18 protein-coding genes are annotated in these 21,030 nt (G+C 73.3%); 8 read left to right on the forward strand and 10 right to left on the reverse strand.

The window, feature by feature from the left end; translation table 11 throughout:
- Window positions 1-103 precede the first annotated feature (103 nt).
- Window positions 104-2,005 carry an acyl-CoA dehydrogenase gene (locus Q0795_RS03920; RefSeq protein ID WP_298886750.1) on the forward strand — a complete coding sequence of 634 codons (1,902 nt, stop codon included), beginning with the start codon at window positions 104-106 and terminating at the stop codon, window positions 2,003-2,005.
- A gap of 55 nt (window positions 2,006-2,060) precedes the next feature.
- A complete protein-coding gene (locus tag Q0795_RS03925) occupies window positions 2,061-2,633 on the forward strand; it encodes a GNAT family N-acetyltransferase (RefSeq protein WP_298886753.1) in 573 nt (190 codons plus the stop codon).
- Between the two features lie 53 nt (window positions 2,634-2,686).
- On the opposite strand, the gene Q0795_RS03930 is transcribed toward Q0795_RS03925, so the two are convergent.
- The 4 genes from Q0795_RS03930 to Q0795_RS03945 are packed head-to-tail and all read right to left on the reverse strand — an operon-like array spanning window position 2,687 to window position 6,261.
- On the reverse strand, window positions 2,687-3,106 hold the full coding sequence (locus tag Q0795_RS03930; protein WP_298886755.1) for a GtrA family protein: 420 nt from the start codon (window positions 3,104-3,106) through the stop codon (window positions 2,687-2,689).
- A 35-nt stretch (window positions 3,107-3,141) separates the two neighbouring features.
- The gene (locus Q0795_RS03935; RefSeq protein ID WP_298886757.1) at window positions 3,142-3,375 is read right to left on the reverse strand and encodes a DUF6458 family protein; all 234 of its coding nucleotides are present in this window, start codon (window positions 3,373-3,375) and stop codon (window positions 3,142-3,144) included.
- A 46-nt stretch (window positions 3,376-3,421) separates the two neighbouring features.
- Window positions 3,422-4,252, reverse strand: a complete 831-nt coding sequence (locus tag Q0795_RS03940) for a carbon-nitrogen family hydrolase (protein WP_298886760.1) — start codon at window positions 4,250-4,252, stop codon at window positions 3,422-3,424.
- The gene (locus Q0795_RS03945; RefSeq protein WP_298886763.1) at window positions 4,249-6,261 is read right to left on the reverse strand and encodes a cytochrome c oxidase assembly protein; all 2,013 of its coding nucleotides are present in this window, start codon (window positions 6,259-6,261) and stop codon (window positions 4,249-4,251) included. The genes Q0795_RS03940 and Q0795_RS03945 overlap by 4 nt, the downstream gene beginning before the upstream one ends.
- A 66-nt stretch (window positions 6,262-6,327) precedes the next feature.
- Between Q0795_RS03945 and Q0795_RS03950 the strand changes: the two genes are divergently transcribed.
- Complete coding sequence (locus Q0795_RS03950; protein ID WP_298886768.1) at window positions 6,328-7,221, forward strand: maleylpyruvate isomerase family mycothiol-dependent enzyme; 894 nt, start codon at window positions 6,328-6,330, stop codon at window positions 7,219-7,221.
- Window positions 7,222-7,233: 12 nt separating this feature from the next.
- Here Q0795_RS03950 and Q0795_RS03955 read toward each other — a convergent pair whose 3' ends face one another.
- Complete coding sequence (locus Q0795_RS03955; protein WP_298886770.1) at window positions 7,234-7,635, reverse strand: hypothetical protein; 402 nt, start codon at window positions 7,633-7,635, stop codon at window positions 7,234-7,236.
- Window positions 7,636-7,732: 97 nt separating this feature from the next.
- On the opposite strand from Q0795_RS03955, the gene Q0795_RS03960 reads away from it, so the two are divergent.
- On the forward strand, window positions 7,733-8,752 hold the full coding sequence (locus Q0795_RS03960; RefSeq protein ID WP_298886772.1) for a DUF368 domain-containing protein: 1,020 nt from the start codon (window positions 7,733-7,735) through the stop codon (window positions 8,750-8,752).
- Between the two features lie 68 nt (window positions 8,753-8,820).
- On the opposite strand, the gene Q0795_RS03965 is transcribed toward Q0795_RS03960, so the two are convergent.
- The 4 genes from Q0795_RS03965 to Q0795_RS03980 all read right to left on the reverse strand — a co-directional run bounded on the left by Q0795_RS03965 (window position 8,821) and on the right by Q0795_RS03980 (window position 13,110).
- Window positions 8,821-10,326 carry a dihydrolipoamide acetyltransferase family protein gene (locus Q0795_RS03965; RefSeq protein ID WP_298886774.1) on the reverse strand — a complete coding sequence of 502 codons (1,506 nt, stop codon included), beginning with the start codon at window positions 10,324-10,326 and terminating at the stop codon, window positions 8,821-8,823.
- 68 nt (window positions 10,327-10,394) lie between these two features.
- Window positions 10,395-11,417 carry an alpha-ketoacid dehydrogenase subunit beta gene (locus Q0795_RS03970; RefSeq protein WP_298886776.1) on the reverse strand — a complete coding sequence of 341 codons (1,023 nt, stop codon included), beginning with the start codon at window positions 11,415-11,417 and terminating at the stop codon, window positions 10,395-10,397.
- Window positions 11,418-11,426: 9 nt separating this feature from the next.
- Complete coding sequence (gene pdhA, locus Q0795_RS03975) at window positions 11,427-12,608, reverse strand: pyruvate dehydrogenase (acetyl-transferring) E1 component subunit alpha (RefSeq protein ID WP_298886779.1); 1,182 nt, start codon at window positions 12,606-12,608, stop codon at window positions 11,427-11,429.
- 124 nt (window positions 12,609-12,732) lie between these two features.
- Complete coding sequence (locus Q0795_RS03980; RefSeq protein ID WP_298886781.1) at window positions 12,733-13,110, reverse strand: phage holin family protein; 378 nt, start codon at window positions 13,108-13,110, stop codon at window positions 12,733-12,735.
- 41 nt (window positions 13,111-13,151) lie between these two features.
- Here Q0795_RS03980 and hisC point away from each other — a divergent pair, with 41 nt between their 5' ends.
- Window positions 13,152-14,243: a histidinol-phosphate transaminase gene (hisC, locus tag Q0795_RS03985; RefSeq protein ID WP_298886784.1), complete on the forward strand. Its 1,092-nt coding sequence runs from the start codon at window positions 13,152-13,154 to the stop codon at window positions 14,241-14,243.
- Between the two features lie 44 nt (window positions 14,244-14,287).
- Here hisC and Q0795_RS03990 read toward each other — a convergent pair whose 3' ends face one another.
- Window positions 14,288-14,686, reverse strand: coding sequence for a hypothetical protein (locus tag Q0795_RS03990; RefSeq protein ID WP_298886787.1), 399 nt, complete (start codon window positions 14,684-14,686; stop codon window positions 14,288-14,290).
- Between the two features lie 106 nt (window positions 14,687-14,792).
- Between Q0795_RS03990 and Q0795_RS03995 the strand changes: the two genes are divergently transcribed.
- From Q0795_RS03995 to meaB, 3 genes are read left to right on the forward strand one after another with little or no spacing between them, the layout of a single operon-like run.
- Complete coding sequence (locus tag Q0795_RS03995; RefSeq protein WP_298886790.1) at window positions 14,793-16,751, forward strand: methylmalonyl-CoA mutase family protein; 1,959 nt, start codon at window positions 14,793-14,795, stop codon at window positions 16,749-16,751.
- Window positions 16,748-19,159 carry a methylmalonyl-CoA mutase gene (gene scpA / locus Q0795_RS04000; protein ID WP_298886794.1) on the forward strand — a complete coding sequence of 804 codons (2,412 nt, stop codon included), beginning with the start codon at window positions 16,748-16,750 and terminating at the stop codon, window positions 19,157-19,159. The genes Q0795_RS03995 and scpA overlap by 4 nt, the downstream gene beginning before the upstream one ends.
- Window positions 19,122-20,369 carry a methylmalonyl Co-A mutase-associated GTPase MeaB gene (gene meaB / locus Q0795_RS04005; protein ID WP_298886797.1) on the forward strand — a complete coding sequence of 416 codons (1,248 nt, stop codon included), beginning with the start codon at window positions 19,122-19,124 and terminating at the stop codon, window positions 20,367-20,369. The genes scpA and meaB overlap by 38 nt, the downstream gene beginning before the upstream one ends.
- Window positions 20,370-21,030: the final 661 nt, after the last annotated feature.

A 21,030-nucleotide genomic window follows, 5' to 3' on the forward strand; every position in this document is an offset into this window, starting at 1 on the left:
CGAGCCGGCTGGTCCCGTCGGGGAGGGGCCGCGGGTTACCCGCCGGTATACACTGGACCCAAGATCCAAGTACCGCCGGTACCGCATACTTCAGGAGGCCACCGTGGGCCACTACCGCAGCAACATCCGCGACATCGAGTTCATGCTGCTCGACGTGCTGGGCCGCCAGGAGGTGCTGGGACGGGAGCCCTACGCCGAGGTCGACGTCGAGGTGGCCCGCGAGGCGCTGCGCGCGGTCGCCGACCTCGCCGAGGGTCCCCTGGCCGCCTCCTTCACCGAGTCCGACCGCACCCCGCCGGTCCTCGACCCGGCCACCGGGGAGGTGAGCATGCCGGAGAGCTTCGTGGCGTCATACCGGACCTGGGTGGAGAACGAGTGGTGGCGGCTGGAGATCGAGGAGGGCCTCGGCGGCACCCCCGCCCCCCCGAGCCTCACCTGGGCGCTGTCCGAGCTGGTCCTCGGCGCCAACCCGGCGGTGAAGATGTTCGCGGCCGGCTACACCTTCGCCAACGTCCTCCACCGCCTGGGCACCCCGGAGCAGCAGCAGCTCGCCCAGCTCATGGTCGACCACGCGTGGGGCGCCACGATGATGCTCACCGAGCCGGAGGCCGGCTCGGACGTCGGCGCCGGGCGGACGAAGGCGGTCAAGGCGGGTGACGGCACCTGGCACCTCACCGGCACCAAGCGCTTCATCACCAGCGGGATCGCGCCGTTCTACGACAACGTCCTCCACTTCGTGCTCGCCCGCCCCGAGGGCGCCGGCCCCGGCACCAAGGGCCTGTCGCTCTTCGTCGTGCCCGACCGGCACATCACCGACCTCGAGACCGGCGAGCTCGGCGAGCGCAACGGCGTCCAGGTCACCGCGATCGAGCACAAGATGGGCCTCAAGGTGTCGACGACCTGCGAGGTGGCGCTGGGCGAGGACGAGGCGCGCCCGGCCGTCGGCTGGCTCCTCGGCGAGGTGCACGACGGGATCGCCCAGATGTTCCGCGTCATCGAGTACGCCCGGATGCTCGTCGGGACCAAGGCGATCGCCACGCTGTCGGCCGGCTACCAGGCGGCGCTGGGGTATGCCCGCGAGCGGGTGCAGGGCGCCGACCTCACCCAGATGGCCGACAAGACCGCTCCGCGGGTGCCGATCACCGCGCACCCGGACGTGCGGCGCTCGCTGCTGCTGCAGAAGTCCTACGCCGAGGGGCTGCGCGCGCTCATGCTGTGGACGGCGACCTTCCAGGACCAGGTGCACGCCCGGCAGGACCTCGCCGGCGACGACGCGCTGGAGGGTGCCGAGGAGGTCGCGATGGCCGCCCGGGTCAACGACCTGCTGCTGCCCCTGGTCAAGGGCTGCGGCTCCGAGCGCGCGTTCACCCTGCTCGGCACGGAGTCGCTGCAGACCCTCGGCGGGTCCGGCTTCCTGCAGGACTACCCGATCGAGCAGTACCTGCGCGACAGCAAGATCGACAGCCTCTACGAGGGCACCACGGCGATCCAGGGCATGGACTTCTTCTTCCGCAAGATCCTCCGCGACCGCGGGCAGGCGCTGGGGTATGTCGCGGCCCAGGTCCGGGAGACCGCCGAGACGCAGGCGGACGACGGGCTCGGCGAGGTGCGCGGCGCGGTGCTGCGGGCGCTCGGCGAGGTCGACGCGATGGTGCAGTTCATGACGGCGCGGGCCGCCGAGTCGCAGGAGCGGCCCAGCGCGGTCTATGCCGTCGGCCTGGGGACCACCCGGCTGCTCCTGGCGGCCGGTGACCTGCTCATCGGCTGGCTGCTGCTGCGCCAGGCCGAGGTCGCCCAGCGGCTGCTGGACTCGGGCGCGACCGGCGTGAGCGGGCTGCGGGCCGCCGACGAGGACGCGCGGGCCTACCTGCAGGGCAAGGTCGTCGCCGCGCGGTTCTTCGCGACCGAGGTGCTCCCGCGGCTGGGCGCCGACCGCCGCACCGTCACCTCCGCCGACGCCGACCACGTCGCCGCGGTCATGGACCTGCCCGACGCCGCCTTCTGACCCTATGGGTGCCACGCGGACGGTATCCGTCCGCCGCCGGTGCCAGACTGGCCGGATGACGTTCGAGGTGCACCCCGTGACCCCGGACCGGTTCGAGGACTTCGCCGACGTCGTCAACCCGAACCGGCGCGCGACGCACTGCTGGTGCGTCCCGCACCGGCTCCGCTCGGCGGACGTCCGCGAGCTCGGCGGTGGTGACCGCAAGCAGGCGATGCGCGCGCTGTGCGAGCGTGACCTGCCGCCAGGGGTGGTGGCCTACGCCGACGGCACGCCCGTCGCGTGGTGCAACCTCGGCCCGCGTGCCGACATCCCGGCCCTCGTGCACTCCCGCAAGCTGCGCCCGGTCGACGACGTCCCCGTGTGGAGCATCGTCTGCGTCGTCGTGCGCGGTGGGCATCGCAAGCGAGGTCACACGTCCCGGCTGCTCGAGGGTGCTGTCGGGTATGCCGCAGCTCACGGCGCCCCGGCCGTAGAGGCATACCCGGTCGACCCGTCGGGGCGGATGGACACGACCATGGCGTTCGTCGGGACCCGGGCGATGTTCGAGAAGGTCGGCTTCGCGGTGATCGGCCGGACGGAGGCGACCGCGAGCCGGCTCCCGCGGCTGGTGATGCGACGAGACCTGTAGCCGCGTGCGTGCACCACGCGTCCCGTGCGGCCACACCACGCGTCCGGTGCAGGTCAGGGGTAGCGCTTGAGGCGGAAGACGAAGCTGCGCATCATGACGTACATGAAGACCGCCTCGCAGGCGCCCGCGACGAGGCGGGCCGCGAGGTACTGGACGCCGAGCCACTCCAGCGTGGTCGACAGGGCCAGGATGAAGAGTACGTAGTTGGCGAGCACCGTGACGACGTAGCGCCCGGTCTGGCGGCCGAGCGGTCCGTGGCTCTGGAAGTTCAGCCAGCGGTTGAGGAGGAACGCCAGACCGAAGGCGACGACGTAGCCCGTCGTCACGGCCAGCGGGTACGGCCAGTGGAGGACGTCGAAGAGGACGGCGAGGAGGGTCAGGTCGATCGCGTAGGTCGTGCCGCTGATGGCCGCGAAGCCGATCGCGGTCTCCGGGACGACCCTCGCGACGGGCGCGGGGAGTCCGGAGTGCACCCGGGCGCGGGCCCGGGCGAAGGCGTCGGCGGCGTTCAGTGCTGGTCGCGGTGACGCACGTCGGCGTCGGTCCGGCGGTCGACGACCTCACGGTGCGTGGTGTTGGTGCGCTGGGTGTTCATCACCAGACCGAGCAGCAGCGAGAGCACCCCGGCCGCCATGAGGATGTAGCCGATCATGACCAGGTTGACCCCCTCGACCGCGGTCTGGATGGCGAAGGTGAGGACGGCGCCCACGACGAGCAGGAAGATTCCGAGGCCGATGCCCATGAGAGATCCTTTCGATTCGGCTGGGTGCCAGCCTAGCCGCAGGCCCTCACAGCCGCCGGTCCGACAGGACCGGGAACCCTTGGCGCACCCGCGCCACCTCGTCCAGGTCCAGCTCGACCGACAGCGTCTCCTCACCCGTCCCCGCCTCGGCCAGCACCGCCCCCGACGGGTCGACGACGGCGCTGCGGCCGCCCATCTCGACCCCGGCGTGGGTGCCCGCGGTGTTGCTGGCCAGGACGAAGCACTGGTTCTCGACCGCCCGCGCTCGCAGCAGCAGCCGCCAGTGCTCGACGCGGGCCATGGGCCAGGCCGAGGGGATGAGGAAGAGCTCGGCGCCCTGGTCCAGCTGCAGCCGGTAGAGCTCGGGGAAGCGCAGGTCGTAGCAGGTGGACAGGGCGACCCGCGCCCCGTCCGCCGGCGCCGGGAGCTCGGTCACGACGAGCTCGGTGCCGGCCTCCATGAGCTTCGGCTCGCCGCCGCCGAAGCCGAACCGGTGGATCTTGCGGTAGGTCGCGCACACCGAGCCCCGCGGGTCGAGCACGACGGAGGTGTTCCACAGGTTCCGGCCCTCCTCCCCCGGCTCGGCGGTCCGCTCCACGTGGGAGCCGGTATGCACCACCGCCCCGATCTCCTTCGTCGCCTCCGCGACGGGCACGAGCGCGGGGGGCAGGTCGCCGTCCGCCAGCCCGGAGAGGTCCTGGCTGCGCTCCTCCCACTCCGTGGACGCGAAGCCTCCGGCGCTCCACAGCTCGGGCAGCAGCACCAGGTCGTGGCCGGCCCCGGCCTGACGCACCAGCGCGGCCACCCGCTGCGCGCGCGCCTCGACGCCCTCCTCGCTGCCGTCGGCATACGCCAGCTGGATGATCGCGACCTTCATCGTCTGCTCCTCTGCGCCAGGCTCTGCAGGTGGGCGTTGTAGGCGGCGAGCTCGGCGTCGTCGTCGCGCTCGGCCCGGCGGTCCGCGCGCACGCTCTCCCGCTCGTCGCGGCGCATCCAGTCCACCATGACCATGAGCACGAGCACCACCGTGGGGAGCTCGCCGACCCCCCAGGCGATGGCCCCGCCCACCTGCTGGTCGGCGAGCAGGTCGGGGACCCACGGCACCTCGATGGCCTTGTAGAAGGCCGGCGCGAGCAGCCAGGTGCCCTGCATGAGCGCGAGCCCGAAGAACGCGTGCGCCGCCAGCGTGCCGAGCAGCACGAGGATGCGCAGCGGCGCCGGCCACTTCTCCGGCCCCGGGTCCTGGCCGACGAGCGACCACACGAAGGCGAAGCCGGACAGCGAGAAGTGGGCGACCATGAGCACGTGCCCCACGTGGGTGGTCATGGCGAACTCCAGCAGCCCGGTCCAGTAGAAGGCGATGAGGCTGCCGAAGAAGACCACCCCGGCGACCAGCGGGTTCGCCGCGATCCGGGCCCACCTCGAGTGGACGACGGCCAGCAGGACCTCGCGCGGGCCCAGCGTCTTGTCCCGGCGCGCGGGCAGCGTGCGGTAGGCGAGGGTGATCGCCTGCGCCGGCACGAGCAGGAGGGGCACCCCCATCATGAGCGCCATGTGCATCATCATGTGCTGCGAGAACATCACCCGGCCGTAGACCGCCGGCGCCCCGCTGGTGACGTAGACGAACAGCGCCCAGCCGAGCACCCAGACCAGCAGCCGCCACCACGGCCAGCGGTCGCCGCGCCGCCAGAGCTTCACGCAGCCGGCGGCGTAGAGCCCGACCGCCACCAGCGCCACGAGCAGGAACAGCCAGTTGACCTCCCACACGTCGAGCAGCCGCGCCGGGCTGTAGGGCGGCGGCATGGGGTAGCCGGTGAGCGCGAAGACCGCCGTGTCGAGGTCGGCGGAGGACTCCACGAGCGGCGGCGGCGTGCGCGAGAGCACCGACCCGAGCGCCACCGCGGCCCCCATGAGGGCCAGCTCACCGGCGGCGAGCGCACCGAACAGCCACGGCCGGTCGGCCCCGCGGGCGATGATGGCCCGGCGCTGCACCGCACCGAAGACGCCGAGCACCCCGAGCAGCAGCACCTTGGCCCAGATGAGCACCCAGTAGGCGCTGGTCAGGTCCGCGAGGTCGTCGGCGGTGAGCAGGGCGAAGAGCAGGCCGGAGAGCGCGATGGCGGCGTAGCACCAGGTCGCGAGCAGCGAGTAGCGGCGCAGGGTGTCGGGCAGCGCCGGGCCGAGCAGGGGCAGCAGCAGCCCCAGCGCCATGAGGCCGCCCACCCAGACGCACATCCCGACGAGGTGCAGCGCGAGGGCGGTGACGGCCGTCTCGTGACCGTCGGTGCCGCTGGCGTGGCCGCCGTAGGCCAGCGGCAGCAGCGCCACGAGCGCGAGCGCCGAGGCCCAGGCCAGGGCGCCGCGCGTCCGCGCCGAGGCCGCGAGCGGCACGAGCAGGGCGACCAGCACGGTCTCGATGAGGCGCAGGCGCATGACCTCCAGCCCCCAGAGGTTGGCCAGCAGGTCGGACAGGTAGCCGGGTGCTCCCAGCGGCAGGCCGGCCAGGTCGCCGAACCCGACGACGAGGATCGCCGCCGACGCGACCGCCCACACCAGCGCGGACAGGGCGGCAACCCGCGCGGCCGCGCCGCGCCGGTCGGTCCCTCGGGCCTCGCGGACCAGGAACGCCGCGGCGACGAGGAGCCCGATGGTCAGGGCGGCCGCCAGGTGGTGGACGACCTTGAGCAGGACCATGCCCCAGCGCACGACCGGGCCGGCGTCGCCCAGCAGCAGCGGGGCCACGGCGCCGCTCAGCGCGGCCGCCGGGACCGCCACCACGAGCGCGGTCAGCAGGGTCGTCACCGGCACGGCCCAGCGCAGGGCCGGGGCCGTGGGCGCGCCGTCCACCTCCGGGGCGACCGGAGGTGAGGGGGTGCGCAGCGACATACCCCCATGCTACGGAGCCCCACCGACACCCGGCACCGCGCACCGGTGGTCGTTAGGGTGGCGGGCATGGTCGTTCATCCCTCCCCGCCCGCCGACGTGCCCGGCTACGTCGAGGCCTACCGCCAGGTGCTGCTCTCGATGGTCAACACCTGCGACGGGCTGCGCGAGGCGGAGTGGGACCTGCCGACCGACTGTCCCGGTTGGAGGGTCCGCGACCACGTGGCCCACACCGTGCACCTCGAGGACTACCTCTCAGGCTCCGAGCACCCCGTGGTCGAGGAGAGGATCGAGGTCGGCTCTCCCGAGCACGTGCGCAACGAGGGGGGCGTCTGGATGGAGCAGGGGGTCCGCTCGCGGGCAGCCCTCACCCCCGACCAGCTGCTGGCCGAGCTGCGCGGCCTGGTCGAGATCCGCAGCGCCGACCTGTATGCCCACGACCTCGCCCTGGACTCGACGGTCCGCTCCATCCGCGACAAGGAGACGAGCTTCGAGCGGCTCGTCCGGCTGCGCCTGTGCGACGTCTGGACCCACGAGCAGGACATCCGGGAGGCGGTCGGCCGGCCCGGGTCGCTAGACGGCGACGGCGCGGCGACCTGGACCGCCACGGTCCTCGAGGCGCTCCCCCAGGTCGTCCTCCACCAGGTGCACCCGGAGCCGGGCACCGTCGTCATCCTCGAGAGCACCGGCCCGGCGACCGGGCGCGCCGGGGTCCGGATCGACGTCGACGAGGACGGCGAACCGGTCGCCCACGAGCTGTTCACCGGCCACTCCGCCGAGGAGGGCGACGACGTGCCGGTCACGGACAGCGGTGAGGAGACGGTGACCACGATCTCCCTGTCCACCCACGCCCTCGCCCGCCGCACCGCCGGGCGCGCGAGCACCGAGGACACGGCCTACCACGTGCAGGGCGACGAGGAGCTCGCCCGGGCCGTGCTCGACGCCCTGACGCTGACGCGCTGAGCGCCCCGCGGCTCAGCGCCGACGCGCCCCGCGGCTGAACCACCACAGGCCACCGACGAAGAGCGCGAGGACCGCCAGCACCGTCCCCGCCACCCACAGCCCGGGCGTCCACCCGAGGGTGACGTCGAGGACCGCCGCGACGAGCGCGATGCCCAGCCCGCCCTGCGCCGCGAGCCGAGTGGCCCGGAACTGCGCCAGCGCCTCGCTGCGGTCGGCCTCGCTCCCGGTCATCAGCCGGGCGGCCGGCTCCAGGCGCCGGCTGACCGACTGGAGCACGGCATACCCGAGGAAGAAGCCAGCCCCGAGGACCGCCACCCGGGTGTTGCCGCGGGACAGCCCGACGATGAGCACCACCACCGCGGCGAGGGTGGTCAGCGCGGTGAAGATGCGGTCCTTGAGGCGGGGCCGGGGCATGGGCCGATGGTATGCCGTGCCTCACCACCCCCTCGCGCGCGCCGCGCCCGCCCGGACCCGGTCCGGCGCCCCCACCGCTCCCGTACGCTGGACGACTGTGACCGACACCTCCCGCGCCCCGTCGCAGCACGCCGCCCGCAGCCGGAAGCTGCTCCCGCTGGACCTCCTGCGCGGCTTCCTCATCGGCATGGCCGAGCTCATCCCCGGGGTCTCCGGCGGCACCGTCGCCCTGGTCACCGGGCTCTACGAGCAGCTCATCGGCAGCGCCTCGCACGTCGTGTCCGCGGCCAAGGCCCTCGTCGTCGGGGACGAGCGCGGTCGGGTCCAGGGGGCGCTCAGCGAGCTGCGCCGCACCAACTGGTGGCTGCTCGTCCCGGTGGTCGTGGGCATGGGGCTGGCCGTCCTGACGATGGCCGGGGTGATGAGCCGCTTCGTCACCGAGGCCCCCGAGCACGCCCGCGGGCTCTTCCTCGGGATGGTCGCGACCAGCGTGGTGGTGCCGCTGCGGATGCTGACCGAGCGCCGCCGGCCGGTCTGGCTGGAGGTCGTGCTGGCCGTCGGTGCGGCCGTGCTGGCCTGGACTCTCATCGGCTTCGCCGGCGGCCAGGCGGTCGCCGACCCCCCGCTGATCCTCGTCTTCGGCGCCGCGGCGGTGGCCATCTGCGCGCTGGTGGTCCCCGGGGTGTCCGGGTCCTTCTTCCTGTTGGCCGTCGGCCTCTACACCACGACCCTCGACGCGGTGGACTCCCGCGACCTGCTCTACATCGGCGTCTTCGCGCTCGGTGCGGCCACCGGCCTGGCGTCCTTCGTGCAGCTGCTCAGCTGGCTGCTGGCCCACCACCGCCGCTCGACGCTCATCATCATGGCCGGCCTCATGGTCGGCTCGCTGCGCGCCCTGTGGCCGTGGCAGGAGTCGGCCGGCGGTGAGGACCACGGGCCCGGCGCGCTCGTCGCGCCGTACGCCCCCGTGCTCGGCCCCGTCCTCCTCGCGCTGCTCGGCGCCGCGGTGGTCGCCGTGCTCGTCGTCATCGAGGCCCGCAGCAGCGGTGACGACGACGGAGACGACGCCGGCGCCGGGGCCGCGGCGGGAGGCCGGGCGACAGACACCGGCGCCTGAGCCCCGCGGCATACCGATCTGGACAGAGGTTTCTGGGACCCGTCGCCCAGAAACCTCGGTCCAGAAGGTCACCAGGCGAGCGCCCGGGCCGGGTCCTCGAGCAGCGCGGCCAGGTCGGCGAGGAACATCGAGCCCAGCTCGCCGTCGATGAGGCGGTGGTCGAAGCTCACCGCGAGCTGGGTGACCCAGCGCGGCTCGATCCGCTCCTGCTCGCCCTCGCCGACCACCCACGGCATCCGCCGCACGGCGCCGAAGCAGACGATCGCCGACTCCCCCGGGTTGATGATCGGCGTGCCGGTGTCGATGCCGAAGACGCCGACGTTGGTGATGGTGATGGTGCCGCCGGACATGTCGGCCGGCTGCGTGCGCCCCGCCTTGGCGGTCGCCACCAGGTCGGTCATGGCCTCGGCCAGCTGCCGCAGGTCCATGAGGTCGGCGTCCTTGATGTTGGGCACGACGAGACCGCGGGGCGTCGCTGCGGCGATGCCGAGGTTGACGTAGTTGCGCTGCACGATCTGCTGCGCGTCCTCGTCCCAGACGGCGTTCATCCCCGGGTTGCGGCGGACCGCGACGGTCATCGCCTTGGCGAGCACGAGCAGCGGGTTGATCCGCAGGTCCCGGAAGGACCGGTCGGCCTTGAGTCGGTCGATGAGCTCCATGGTGCGGGTGACGTCGACGGTGACGAACTCGGTGACGTGCGGCGCGGTGAACGCCGAGCCCACCATCGCCTGCGCCGTCATCTTGCGCACGCCCTTGACGTCGATACGCTCCTCGCGCTCGCCGGTGCGGTCGAGCACCGGTCGCTGGTATGCCGTCCGCCCGGCGACGCCGGCCGCCTCCCCCGCACGGCCGGTCGGCTCGGTCGAGGAGGAACCATTCTCGACGCTCGGTGGGGTCGAGAAGGAACCATCTGCGGCGCTCGGTGGGGTCGGGCGGGGTGCGGGTGCGGGTGCGGGCGCGCCTGCGTGCGCCCCCTCGAGGAAGGCGTCGATGTCGGAGCGCCGGACGATGCCGGTGGGCCCGGCGGCGTCCACCTCGTTGATGTCGACGCCGCGGTCCTTGGCGTACTTGCGCACCGGGGGCGAGGCCTTGGCCTTGCGCTGGGGCGTGGACGCCGCCTCGGCCTCGGCGCCGGAGGCCCCCCGGCGCCGCTTGCGACGGGTGGTGGAGCCCTCGATGGCGCCGTAGCCGACGAGCATCGCCTCGCGCGTGCTCCCGGTGCTGCTGCCACCGCCCTCGGGCGGGCTGGGGACCAGGTCGTCGGACGCCGCGGCGGCCTCGTCGGTGACGTCCTCGACGTCGGTGCCGGCGCCCCCGCCCGCGGCCGGCCCCTCGCCGGTGCCGTCGTCCACGACCACGATCGGCGTGCCGACCTCGACCTCCTCGCCCTCGGCGGCCAGGATCTTGGTGACGGTGCCCGCCCACGGGATCGGCAGCTCCACCAACGACTTCGCGGTCTCCACCTCGACCACGATGTCGTTGGTCTTCACGGTGTCGCCCTCGGCGACCTTCCACTGGATGATCGTCGCCTCGACGAGGCCTTCGCCGGGGTCGGGGAGCTTGAACTCGGGCACGAGGGCCGCCTCCTGGGTGGGCTGGCTGGGCTGGTCTGGGCGTGGGTGGTCGGCGTGAGCGGGCTGGGTCAGTAGGCGAGCAGGGTCTCGACGGCGTGCAGGACGCGGTCGAGGTCGGGGAGGAAGACCTCCTCGTGCCGGCTCGGCGGGTAGGGGATGTTGTAGCCGCCGACCCGCAGGACCGGCGCCTCGAGGTGGTAGAAGCAGTGCTCCTGCACGTGCGCGGCGAGCTCGGAGGTGATGCTGGCGAAGGTCTGCGCCTCGGACAGCGCGATGCAGCGGCCGGTCTTGCGCACCGACGCCTCGATGACGTCGACGTCCAGCGGCGAGAGCGAGCGCAGGTCGACGACCTCGATGGAGGGGCCGTCCTCGAGCTCGGCGGCCTGCGCCGCGGCGTGCGCGACCTTGACCATCGGGCCGTAGGTGAGCACGGTGACGTCGCTGCCCTCCACCCGGACGACGGCGTCCTCCAGCGCGTGCGGCGCGTCCTCGAGCGAGCTGCCGCCGCCCCGGTCGCCGAGGTCGAGGACCCCGCGCTCGTGGTAGCGGCGCTTGGGCTCGTAGAACACGACGGGGTCGTCGCTGGCGATCGCCTGCTGCATCATCCAGTAGGCGTCCTCGGTGCCGGAGCAGGTGACCACCCGCAGCCCGGCCGTGTGCGCGAAGTAGGACTCGTTGGACTCGCTGTGGTGCTCGACCGCGCCGATGCCGCCGCCGTAGGGGATGCGGATGACCATCGGCACCTTGAGCGCCCCCAGGCTGCGGTTGTGCATCTTGGCGACCTGGCTGACGATCTGGTCGAAGGCGGGGTAGACGAACCCGTCGAACTGGATCTCGACGACCGGGCGGTAGCCGCGCAACGCCATACCGACCGCGGCCCCCATGATCCCGGACTCGGCCAACGGGGTGTCGACGACCCGGTCCTCCCCGAAGTCCTTCTGCAGGCCCTCGGTGATGCGGAACACCCCACCGAGCTTGCCGACGTCCTCGCCCATGAGGACGACCTTGGGGTCGCGCTCCATCGCCGCGCGCATGCCGGCGTTGAGCGCCTTGGCGATGGTCATCCGGGTCGCCGTGCTCTGCGTGCTCATCGGTGCCCCTCAGTCCTCGAAGTCGGCCTGGTAGTCGGCGAAGGCCCGCGCCTCGCGCTCGACCAGCCGGTGCGGCTCGGCGTACACGTGCGCGAACATCTCCTCGTGCGGCGGGTCAGGCATCGTCTGGCAGGCCCGGCGGATCCGCGCGGCGAGCTCGTCGGCCTCCTCCTGGGTCCGCTCGAGCCAGGCGTCGTCGACGACGCCGCCACCCTTCAGGTATGCCGTCATCCGGTCGATCGGGTCCTTCGCCTTCCAGGCGTCGACCTCGGCGGAGATGCGGTACTTCGACGGGTCGTCGGAGGTCGTGTGGGCGCCCATCCGGTAGGTGAACGCCTCGATGAGCGTGGGCCCCTGGCCGTTGCGGGCGCGGTCGAGGGCGTGGCGGCTCACCGCGTAGCTGGCGAGCACGTCGTTGCCGTCGACCCGGATCCCGGGGAAGCCGAAGCCGTCGGCGCGGCGGTAGGGCGGGATGGTGAACTGCCGGTCGTTGGGCTCGGAGATGGCCCAGTGGTTGTTCTGGACGTAGAACACGACCGGCGCGCCGGTGACCGCGGCGAAGACGAGCGACTCGTTGAAGTCGCCCTGTGCCGTGCCGCCGTCGCCGGTGAACGCCATGACCGCGGTGTCGCGCTCGGGATCCCCGGTGCCGACCGCGCCGTCCCGGTCGACGCCCATGGCGTAGCCGACGGCATGCAGCATCTGGTTGCCGATGACGATGGTGTAGAGGTGGAAGTTGTTGTCGTTGGAGTCCCAGCCCCCGTGGTTGACGCCCCGGAACATGCCGAGCAGGTTCTCCGGCGGCACCCCCTTGCACCAGGCCACGCCGTGCTCGCGGTAGCCCGGGAAGGCGTAGTCCTGCGGGCGCATCGCCCGCCCGGCCCCGACCTGGGCGGCCTCCTGGCCGAGCAGGCTGGGCCACAGCCCGAGCTCGCCCTGGCGCTGCAGCGCGAAGCCTTCGGCGTCGACGCGGCGGACCAGGATGAGGTCACGGAGCAGGCCGCGCAGGTCGTCCTCGTCGAGGTCCTCGAGGTATGCCGCGTAGGGCTCGGTCTGCGGCGTCACCTCCAGCCGGGTGCCGTCCGCGGCGAGGAACTGGACCATGTCCGGGCCGCCGTCGGTGATGTCCCGCTCGGGCGGCTCGTGGCTGGTGGGGGTGGCGCCCTCCGGCGCGACCTCGTCGTCGCTCACCCAAAAACTCCTTCTGCCGTTGACCTGGCCGGAACGTTACCGCAGACGTCAACCTGACCTCGGGGCACGTCGCGGCACCGGAGGGGCGCGGACGACCGGACCCCGGACCCTGCGGGTCGCAGCCTCAGTCGCGCCCGTCCGGGAGCAGCATGCCGACGAACAGCGAGACGATCGAGATGATGATCGACCCGAGGATCGCGTCCCAGAAGAAGTCGTCGACGCGGAAGTCCAGACCCAGGACGCCGGAGAGCCACGAGGTCAGGAGCAGCATGAGCGCGTTGACGACGATGAGGAAGAGCCCGAGGGTCAGCACGATGAGCGGCAGCGAGAGCAGCTGCGCCAGCGGCCGGACGACGGCGTTGACGAGGCCGAAGATGAGCGCGACACCGAGGATCGTGAGCAGCTGGCTCACCCCCTGCCCGCCGAACTCGATCCCGGAGACGATGGCAGAGGCGACCCAGAGGGCGACGCCGTTGGCGACGACGGAGGCGAGGAGCTTCATACCCGCATCGTCCCACGGGAGGGCGTCGCTAGGCTGGCGACATGACCGACCAGCCGAGCCCCGTCCGTCTGCGGTCCGCCCTGAGCGGCGTGCCCGCCTACGTCCCCGGGAAGCCGCCGGCGCCGGTCGAGGGGGTCACGGCCTACAAGATCTCCTCCAACGAGAACCCGCACCCGCCGCTGCCCTCGGTGCTCGAGGCGATCTCGCAGGCGGCGCAGAGCGTCAACCGCTACCCCGACATGGGCGTGGTGGCGCTCACCGAGGCGCTGGCGGCCGACCTCGGCGTGCCGGCGGAGCAGGTCGCCACCGGCACCGGCAGCGTCGCCGTCCTCACCCAGCTCGTCGCGATCACCTGCGACCCCGGCGACGAGGTCGTCTACGCCTGGCGCAGCTTCGAGGCCTACCCGATCGTCGTGGCGCTCTCCGGCGCGGCCTCGGTGCAGGTGCCGCTGGACGAGCACGCCCGGCACGACCTGGACGCGATGGCCGACGCCATCACCGAACGGACCCGGCTGGTCCTCGTGTGCACCCCCAACAACCCGACGGGCCCGGCCGTGCGCGCCGACGAGCTGGAGGCCTTCCTCGACCGGGTGCCCGAGGACGTGCTCGTCGTCATCGACGAGGCCTACCTCGAGTTCACCACCGAGGAGACGGTGCCCGACGCGCTCGCGGTCGCCCGCGACCGACCCAACGTCGTGGTGCTGCGCACCTTCTCCAAGGCCTACGGGCTGGCCGGGCTGCGGGTGGGGTATGCCGTGGCGCACCCGGAGATCGCGACCGCGCTGCGCAAGGCGGCGACGCCGTTCGGGGTGACCGACCTGGCGCAGCAGGCGGCGATCGCGAGCCTGGCGGCGCGCGAGGAGCTGCTCGCGCGGGTGGAGGAGCTCGTGGCCGAGCGCGAGCGGGTCGTCACCGCGCTGCGCGAGCAGGGCTGGGAGGTCCCCCAGGCGCAGGGCAACTTCTGTTGGCTGCCGCTCGGCGACGACGCCGCGCCGTTCGCCCAGGCCGCCCAGGCGCGCGGGCTCATGGTGCGCCCGTTCGCCGGCGACGGGGTGCGGTGCACCATCGGTGAGACCGAGGCCAACGACCGGCTCGTCGACGTGGCGCGGGAGTGGCTCTCGACGCGGTCGTGAGGAGGCGGGCGTCCGCCGGGGGCGTCAGGTGTGCCGGACCGGCGTCAGGTGTGCCGGTTGCCGAGGGTGCGCCGGGTGAGGGTCGCCACGGCATACGTCATCACCCAGCTCGTCACGGCGACGACGAGCGTCGGCACGAGCACCCCCTGACCCTGCTGCGCGACGGCGAGCCCGAAGAACCACGGCACCGTCATCCCGACCGCCCCGGCCGTAGCCATCATCCAGCCCCGTCCGCGCGGCCCGGCGATGAGCTGGGCCGCGACCGCCATGACGGCGAGGTTGCCGTAGGCCATGAGGACCTGGAAGAGTTCGCCGGACCCGCGCTGCACGCTCCAGGACTGGCCGGCCACCCAGGCGAGGATGCCGCCCAGCAGCATGACCGGGACTCCCTTGCGCAGCGAGCCGGTGGCCACGGCGCTGGAGCCGTGGGGGGAGAGTGACATCGGGCCTCCTTCGGTCCCACCACGATAGTCGGCCCCGGGGTGGGCGGTCCCAGGGCGGCGCTACGATCCAGGGGCCGTGTCCGTCACTCGAGGGAGAGCGCCACCGATGGAGGAGACCATCCAGCCGGCCGAGGACGTCGTGGACGCGCTGCCCGAGGTGCTGGCGCTGGCCTCGACCTTCCCCGCGGCCACCCGCGAGCAGTGGGAGGAGCAGGTCGTCCGGGTGCTCAACCGGCGTCGCCCCGCCGACCGGCAGCTCTCCGCCGAGCAGTGTCTCGACGCGCTGCGCACCCGCACCGTGGACGGGCTGACGATCGAGCCGCTCTACCCCCCGGTCGAGGGCGACCTCGGCGAGCCCGGTGTCGCACCCTTCCGCCGGGGCGCCACGGTGCGCACCGGCGGCGCGTGGGACGTGCGCGCCCTGCACGACGACCCGGACACCGCGGCCGGCGCGGAGGCGGTGCTCACCGACCTCGAGCGCGGCGTCACCTCGTTGTGGGTGCGGGTCGGTGCCGGCGCGGTCGCGCCGGCCGACCTCGGTCGGCTGCTCTCCGGCGTCGAGCTGGGCCTGGCGCCCGTCGTCGTCTCCAGCGAGGACGACCAGGGCACCGCGGCCCGCGCGCTGCTCGCGGTCTCCGTCGAGCGCGGTATGCCGCTCGCTCCCGGCAGCAACCTCGGTCTCGACCCGCTGGCGCACGCCGCGGTGACGGGCACCCCCGTCGACGTCGCCGGGGTCGGAGAGCTCACCCGCCGCGTCGTGGCCGACCACCCCGGGGTGCGCGCCGTCACGGTGGACGCCTGCGTCTACCACGACGCGGGCGGATCGGACGTCGACGAGCTGGCGCTCGCGGTCGCCGCCGGCATCTCCCACCTGCGGGTCCTGGAGGCCGCCGGGGTGGGGCCGGAGCAGGCGGCGGACCAGCTGGACTTCCGGGTGTCGGCGGGCGCCGACCAGTTCCTCACCATCGCCCGGCTGCGCGCGCTGCGGGTCCTGTGGGCCCGGGTCCTGCAGGAGTGCGGCGTCCCGGCCGCGCGACGGGGAGCCCGCCAGCACGCGGTCACCTCGTGGCGGATGCTCACCCGCGACGACCCCTGGGTCAACATGCTGCGGGCGACGACCGCGACCTTCGCCGCAGCGGCCGGGGGCGCCGAGGCGGTCACGGTGCTGCCCTTCGACCACGTCCACGGCTACCCCGACGCCGTCTCCCGGCGGGTCGCCCGCAACACCCAGGTGGTGCTCGCCGAGGAGGCAGGAATCGGCCGGGTCACCGATCCCGCCGGGGGCTCGGGCTACGTCGAGTCCCTCACCGACGACCTCGCGGCCCGGGCCTGGGAGCTCGTGCAGCGGGTCGAGGCCGAGGGGGGCCTGATACGGGCGCTGGACCACTCGTCGCTGGTGCAGGAGGTGCTGGCCGCGAGCCGGGAGGAGCGGGCCCGACGGGTCGCCGACCGCACCGCCCCGCTCACCGGGGTGAGCAGCTTCCCCGCGACCGACGAGGCACCGCTGGCGCGGGTGCCGCGGCTCGCGCCGGTCACCGGCGGGCTGCCGCGCGTGCGCGACGCCGCGGTCTTCGAGGCGCTGCGCGACCGGTCCCGCGCGCACGAGCAGGAGCACGGCGCACCGCCGCAGGTCCTGCTGGTCGGCATCGGCACCCGACGCGACTTCGGGGCCCGCGAGACCTTCACCGTCAGCCTGCTCGCGGCGGCCGGCATCCGCGGCGTGCTCGTCGAGGTCGTCGACGGGGACACCGAGGTCCTCAGGGCGGCGGTCCGCGACGTGGGCTCGCCGGTCGCGATCCTCACCTCCAGCGCCGAGCGGTACGCCGAGCACGGCCCCGCCCTCGCCCGTGCCCTGCGCGAGGCCGGCGCGGCCACGGTGCTGCTCGCCGGGTCCGAGCGCGAGCTGGGCGACACCGACGAGCGGCCCTCCTATGCCGACACCTCCGAGGATGCCGGCGCGGACGACCGTCCCGACGCGCCCCTCGTCGACGGCACGGTGCGCGCCGGCATGGACGTGGTCGCCTTCCTCGACGACCTGCTCGACACCCTGGAGGTGGCCCGGTGACGATCCCCGACTTCAGCCAGGTGCCGCTGTCCCCCGACCCCGACCGAGCGTCGCGAATGGTTGACCCCGACCCCGACCGAGCGTCGCGAATGGTGGCCCCCGACCCCGACCCCGACCCTGACTCCGCCTCCGCCTCCGCCTCCGACCCGGGCGGCACGGCATACCCGGACCGGCCGGACCTGCCCGAGCCGTGGCACACCCCCGAGCACATCGAGGTCGCCCCCGTCTACGGGCAGGACGACCTGGCGCCGCTGGACTTCCTGCAGACCTACCCGGGGCTGCCGCCGTTCCTGCGCGGCCCCTACCCGACGATGTACGTCAACCAGCCGTGGACGATCCGGCAGTACGCCGGGTTCTCGACCGCGACCGAGTCCAACGCGTTCTACCGCCGCAACCTCGCGGCCGGGCAGAAAGGCCTGTCGGTCGCCTTCGACCTGGCCACCCACCGCGGCTACGACTCCGACCACCCGCGGGTCGAGGGCGACGTCGGCATGGCCGGGGTGGCCATCGACTCGATCCTCGACATGCGCCAGCTCTTCGACGGCATCCCGCTGGACCAGATGTCCGTCTCGATGACGATGAACGGCGCCGTGCTGCCGGTGCTGGCGCTGTATGTCGTGGCCGCCGAGGAGCAGGGGGTGGCGCCGGAGCAGCTCTCGGGCACGATCCAGAACGACATCCTCAAGGAGTTCATGGTCCGCAACACCTACATCTACCCGCCGGGGCCCTCGATGCGGATCATCTCCGACATCTTCGCCTTCACCAGCGCGCGGATGCCTCGGTTCAACTCGATCTCCATCTCGGGCTACCACATCCAGGAGGCGGGGGCCACGGCCGACCTGGAGCTCGCCTACACCCTGGCGGACGGCGTGGAGTACCTCCGCGCCGGGCAGGCTGCCGGCCTCGGCGTCGACGCCTTCGCCCCGCGGCTGTCCTTCTTCTGGGGCATCGGCATGAACTTCGCGATGGAGGTGGCCAAGCTGCGGGCCGCCCGCCTGCTCTGGGCGCGCCTCGTGCAGCGCTTCGGCGCGCAGGACCCGAAGTCGCTGTCGCTGCGCACGCACAGCCAGACCTCCGGCTGGTCGCTGACCGCGCAGGACGTCTACAACAACGTGATCCGCACCTGCGTCGAGGCGATGGCCGCGACCCAGGGGCATACCCAGTCGCTGCACACCAACGCCCTCGACGAGGCGATCGCGCTCCCGACCGACTTCAGCGCGCGGATCGCCCGCAACACCCAGCTCTTCCTGCAGCAGGAGTCCGGCACGACCCGGGTCATCGACCCGTGGGGCGGCAGCGCCTACGTCGAGCGGCTGACCCACGACCTGGCGCGCGCCGCGTGGGCGCACATCGAGGAGGTCGAGGAGGCCGGGGGTATGGCGTCGGCCATCGAGGCAGGTATCCCCAAGATGCGGGTCGAGGAGGCCGCGGCGCGCACCCAGGCGCGGATCGACGGGGGGACGCAGCCGCTGGTCGGGGTCAACCGCTACCCGCTGGAGCAGCCGGAGAGCCTGGACGTGCTCAAGATCGACAACGCCCAGGTCCGCCGCGACCAGCTGGCCAAGCTGGAGCAGCTGCGGGCCGAGCGCGACGAGGACGCCTGCCGGGCCGCGCTGGGGGCGCTCACCGCGGGCGCGCGGGCGGCGACGCAGGACGGCAGCGAGCCGGACCCGGGCGACCTCTCGCAGAACCTCCTCGCCCTCGCGATCGACGCCGCGCGGGCGCACGCCACCGTCGGGGAGATCTCGGACGCGATGGAGGAGGTCTTCGGGCGCTACACCGCGCAGGTGCGGACCATCAGCGGCGTCTACGCGAAGGAAGCCATGGGATCGACCGGGACGGGATCGCTGGAGCGCACGCTGGCGCTGGTGGAGGAGTTCGAGGCGGCCGAGGGGCGGCGCCCGCGCATCCTGGTGGCCAAGATGGGCCAGGACGGGCACGACCGGGGGCAGAAGGTCATCGCCACCGCCTTCGCCGACCTGGGCTTCGACGTGGACGTGGGCCCGCTCTTCCAGACCCCGGCCGAGGCCGCGCGGCAGGCGGTCGAGGGCGACGTGCACGTGGTCGGGGTGTCGTCGCTGGCGGCCGGCCACCTCTACCTCGTGCCGGCCCTGCGCCGCGAGCTGGACCAGCTGGGTCGCGAGGACATGATGATCGTGGTCGGCGGCGTCATCCCCGACGGGGACATGGCGCAGCTGCACGAGCTGGGTGCCGACGCGATCTACCCCCCGGGCACGGTCATCCCCGTCGCCGCCGCCGAGCTGGTGCGGCAGCTGGGTCAGCGGTTGGGGCACGAGGATGCCGACGTGGTCGAGGATGGCGAGGCTGTGCAGGGTGACGACGCGCAGCCGAGCGGCGATGCCGTGCAGGGTGACGACGGCGCGCAGGGCGGTCGCCCTGGTGCCTAGGCCGGTCGACGTCGACGGCCTGGCCCGGGGCGTCACCTCCGGCTCGCGCGCGCACCTGGCGCGGGCCATCACCCTCGTCGAGTCGACCCACCCCGACCACCGCGCCGCCGCCCGCGAGCTGCTGCGCCGACTCAGCCCCACGACGAGTGAGACCGCTCGACCGGGCGTCGACGGGAGCGGCGACGAGGCGCACGCGCATGACGAGGCCGGCGACACGAGATACCCGCAGGTCGGCAGCGACGACGAGGCGCACGCGCAGGCCGAGGCCAGCGACACGGCATACCCGCAGGTCGGCAGCGGCGAGCCCGGGGTCGGCGGCGAGCCCGTGCCCGCCGCAACCGCGCCCACCCCGTCGGTCCGCCTCGGCATCTCCGGGGTCCCCGGCGCCGGCAAGTCGACGTTCATCAACGCCCTGGGGCTGCGGCTGATCGATGAGGGGCACCGGGTCGCGGTGCTGGCCGTCGACCCATCCTCCGCGCGATCCGGCGGGTCGATCCTCGGCGACCGGACCCGGATGGGCGAGCTGTCCGCCTCCCCCGACGCCTTCGTCCGCCCCTCGCCGACCGGTCTGCACCTGGGTGGCGTCGCCCGGGCCACGCGGGAGTCGATGATCGTCGTCGAGGCGGCCGGGTTCGACGTCGTCGTCGTCGAGACCGTCGGGGTCGGGCAGTCCGAGGTGGCTGTGGCCGAGATGGTGGACACCTTCCTGCTCCTCACGCTGGCCCGCGCCGGCGACCAGCTGCAGGGGATCAAGCGCGGCATCCTCGAGATCGCCGACGTCATCGCGGTCAACAAGGCCGACGGCCCGCACACCGCAGAGGCCCGCGGCACCGCCCGCGAACTGGCCATCGCGATGCGGCTGCTGCGTGGTGCGGAGGGTGAGCGCCGGGTCCCCGTGCTCACCTGCAGCGCTCTCTCCACCGACGGCCTCGACGAGGTATGGCGCGAGGTCCTCGCCCATCGCGCCCACCTCGAGTCCTCGGTCGAGGGAGGTCTCGCGCAGCGACGCGGGGAGCAGCAGCTCCAGTGGTTGTGGGCGCTGCTGCAGACCGAGCTGTGGTCGACGTTCCGCGGCGCGCCCGCCGTGCGTGAGGTGGCCACGGAGGTCGAGCGGGAGATCCGCGAGCAGCGGCTGAGCGCGGTCGAGGGGGCGCAGCGGATCCTCGAGGCCTTCGGCCGGTCGGCCGCCGACCTGCCCTGGTCCGGCTGAGAAGCTCGCTGGGACACCCCGCCAACCTGCGTCGCCCCGCCGACAGCCCCGGCGCCCCACCCCGCCAACCTGCGTCGCCCCGCCGACAGCCCCGGCGCCCCACCCCACCAACCTGCGTCGTTCCGCCGACAGCCGCTGGGGCCCCACCCCACCAACCTGCGTCGTTCCGCCGACAGCGGCTGAGCCCACCCCGCCTGGCCACCCCGTCGCACCGCCGACAGCCGCTGGGCCCCCGCCCACCGACGTCGCACCGCCGACAGCCGCTGAGCCCACCCCGTCCCACAGTCTCACCCGCCCAGACCCGATCGGCGGTCCTGACTCAGCACCCACCGTGAGCACTCTCCTGCTTCTGACACCCCATCCGCGCCTCCGGCCCTGGCGCCCCGGCCTGCACACCCCATCCGCGCCTCCGGCCCTGGCGCTCCGGCCTGCACACCCCGTCCGCGCCTCCGGCCTGCCCCCTTGGGGGCTGACGGGTCCCGGCCGTCCACACCTGGCCGACATGTCGTCAGATCTCCACAGGGCGGCGTGTCGGCAGAAATCCTCGAACACATGTTCTACGATGGAGGCAGATCGACACCAAAGACGCCACAGGGGGTGGCGTCCTGTCGGGAAGGGGGTGTGATCGTGACAACCGTCAGTCCAGCGGACCAGGCCAGGG

The sequence above is a fragment of the uncultured Serinicoccus sp. genome (genome assembly GCF_947487915.1).
Classification (GTDB): domain Bacteria; phylum Actinomycetota; class Actinomycetes; order Actinomycetales; family Dermatophilaceae; genus Ornithinicoccus.